2 protein-coding genes are annotated in these 2,866 nt (G+C 73.0%); both read right to left on the reverse strand.

Translation table 11 applies throughout. The features are described from left to right. Nucleotides 1-121 precede the first annotated feature (121 nt). Nucleotides 122-1,315 (reverse strand): M20 family metallopeptidase, encoded by a 1,194-nt coding sequence (locus E1265_RS35370; RefSeq protein ID WP_132935047.1) that lies wholly within the window; start codon nucleotides 1,313-1,315, stop codon nucleotides 122-124. 70 nt (nucleotides 1,316-1,385) lie between these two features. Next, nucleotides 1,386-2,837: an FtsW/RodA/SpoVE family cell cycle protein gene (locus tag E1265_RS35375; RefSeq protein WP_132935048.1), complete on the reverse strand. Its 1,452-nt coding sequence runs from the start codon at nucleotides 2,835-2,837 to the stop codon at nucleotides 1,386-1,388. Between the last annotated feature and the right edge of the window lie 29 nt (nucleotides 2,838-2,866).

Genomic DNA, 2,866 nt, shown 5'->3' on the forward strand with positions numbered 1-2,866 from the left:
CCCGCCCACCCTGTTCGGCGCGCTGCACACCTGGGGGCGGCCGCACCGCAACCGCGCCCTGCGCAGTGCGCGGTGCGCCCGCGCCCCGGCCCACGCCAAGCGCGAGCGACACCGTGGGCGGCTAAGCGGCAGCGGCCAGGCGCCTTGTGGCCAGCGCGGCGTAGAGCGCCGCGCCCGACGGGAGGACGGACTCGTCGAAGGTGGCGAGCGGCGAGTGGTTCGCCGGCGCCGCGTCGGGGTCCGCGCCGAGCGGTGTCGCGCCGAGGAAGACCATCGCGCCGGGGATCTCGTCCACCACCCGTGAGAAGTCCTCCGCGCCCGGGATCGGGTTCTCCAGCGGCGCGTACCACTCCTCGCCGAACGCCTCCCGGACCGTGTCGGACACGAAGGCGGCCTCCGCGCCGTCGTTGACCGTGACCGGGTACTGCTCGACGAACTCGGCCGTCACCTCAAGGCCGTGCGCCGCCGCGACGCCCCGGCAGACGGCGACCGTGCCGTCCCGCAGCTTCGCCAGCGAGGCCGCCGAGAAGGAGCGGACGGTGGCGGAGAAGGTGGCGGTGTCCGGGATGATGTTGGTCGCCGTGCCGGCCTGGAAGGTGCCGACCGTGATGACCACCGGGTCGAAGATGTCGAAGGCGCGGGTGGCGTACGTCTGGAGCGCCGTGACCATCTCGCAGGCCGCCGGGATCGGGTCCTTCGCGCGGTGCGGCAGCGAGCCGTGGCCGCCGGCGCCGCGCACGGTCACCTTCAGCACGTTGGAGGAGGCGAGCAGCGGCCCGCCGCGCCCCGTGAAGACGCCGGTCGGGTAGGAGTGCGACATGACGTGCAGCGCGTAGCCGGCGACCGGCCGCTCCCCCGTCGCGTCGAGGACGCCCTCGGCGAGCATCCGGCCGGCGCCGTCGTACCCCTCCTCGCCCGGCTGGAACATGAAGACGACGTTGCCGGCCAGCCGGTCCCGGTGGGCCGACAGCAGTCGGGCCGCGCCGGCCAGCATCGTCGTGTGCAGGTCGTGGCCGCAGGCGTGCATCCGGCCGTTGTCGGCGGCGAACGGCAGCCCGGTGCGCTCGGCGACGGGCAGCGCGTCCATGTCGCCGCGCAGCAGCACCGTCGGCCCGGGGGCGGCGCCGCGCAGCACGGCGGTGACGGAGGTGAGCGAGGCGCCGGTGGTGACGTCGAGCGGCAGTCCTTCGAGCGCGGTGAGTACCGTCTCCTGGGTGCGTGGGAGGTCGAGGCCGACCTCGGGGACGGCGTGGAGTCGGCGCCGGAGCTGGGTGAGGTCGTCGGCCAGGGCGTTCGCGTCGTCAAGGAGGTTCATCGTTGCTGCATACCCGCTCAGTCGTTCGGTCGTGCGCGTCAGCGTGCACATGAGCGCCCGGGCCGGAAGGCTAGAAGATTTCGGGGCGGGCGGGGTTGGCGTGCACGAGTGGGGTCAGGATGGTGGCGTTGCCCTCCGGCTCGGTCGACGCCTTGCCGGCGCGGTCGCTGACCCGGATGAGCAGGGCGACGAGCAGCCAGTTGGCGACCGTGGACGAGCCGCCCTGGGAGAGGAACGGCAGCGCCTTGCCGGTGAGCGGGATCAGGCCGGTCACGCCGCCGGCGACGACGAAGACCTGGAGCGCGAGCACGGTGGCGAGGCCGGCGGCCAGCAGCTTGCCGAAGGGGTCGGTGACGGCGAGGCCGGCGGCGAGGCCGCGCTGGATGAGCAGCACGTAGAGCAGGATGACCGCCGTCATCCCGGCGAGGCCGAGTTCCTCGCCCACGGTGGCCAGGATGAAGTCGCTGCGGCCCGCGAAGCCGACCAGGTAGGAGTGGCCCTGGCCGAGTCCGGTGCCGGTGAGGTGGCCGGCGCCGAAGCTGAAGAGCGCCTCGGCCGACTGGTCGGAGATCAGCCCCGGCGGCCGTTGCTCGGGTGGCAGGTAGATCGCCATCGGGTCGAGCCAGGCCTGCACCCGGCCCTTGACGTGTGGCTGGGTGGTGGCGACGAAGGCCGTGCCGGCGGCGGCCAGCAGCGCACCGAGCACCACCCAGCTGATGCGCTCGGTGGCGATGTAGAGCATGACGATGAAGACGCCGAAGAAGATCAGCGAGGTGCCGAGGTCGCGCTCGTAGAAGAGGACGACCAGGCTGACCGCCCACACCACCAGGATCGGTCCCGCGTTGCGGCCGCGCGGCAGGGCGAGGCCGAGGAAGCGGCGACCGACGAGCGCGAGGGCGTCGCGGTTGGCCATCAGATAGCTGGCGAAGAACACCACGATCATGACCTTGACGAACTCGCCCGGCTGGAGCGACAGCGGCCCAATGGTGATCCAGCGCTTGGCGCCGAACTGGTCGGCGCCGAACAGCGCCGGGGCCATCAGCAGCGCCATCGCGACGGCCATGCCGAGGTAGGTGTAGCGCTGCAGGATGCGGTGGTGGCGCAGCACGACCAGGGTGGCGATCAGCAGGACGACGGCGAGCACGGTCCAGATGACCTGGTCGGGGGCGACCGGCTGGGACTGGTAGTCGGTGGACGGGTATCGGCGGGCGTAGTCCTGGTCGAGGCGGTCCATCAGGACCAGGCCGAGGCCGGTCAGCAGGACGATGATCGGCAGCGGCAGCGGGTCGGCGTAGCGGGCGTAGCGGCGGACGGCCAGGTGGGCGAGGAGGGCGAGCGCGCCGAGTCCCGCGGTGTAGGCCGGCAGGCCCGGGGGCAGCCGGTCGTGGCGGGCCAGGCCGACGATGGCGTGGCCGAAGGAGACGATGCCGACGGCGAGGACGATCAGGCCGAGTTCCGTGTTCCTGCGGTGGGCGATCCACCGCAGGACCTCGCCGTCCACGCCGAATCCGCGTTGCCGCATCTGACCTCGCCCTCCCCGGGCTCTCGCCC

It is taken from the genome of Streptomyces sp. 8K308 (assembly GCF_004348315.1).
Lineage (GTDB): Bacteria > Actinomycetota > Actinomycetes > Streptomycetales > Streptomycetaceae > Streptomyces.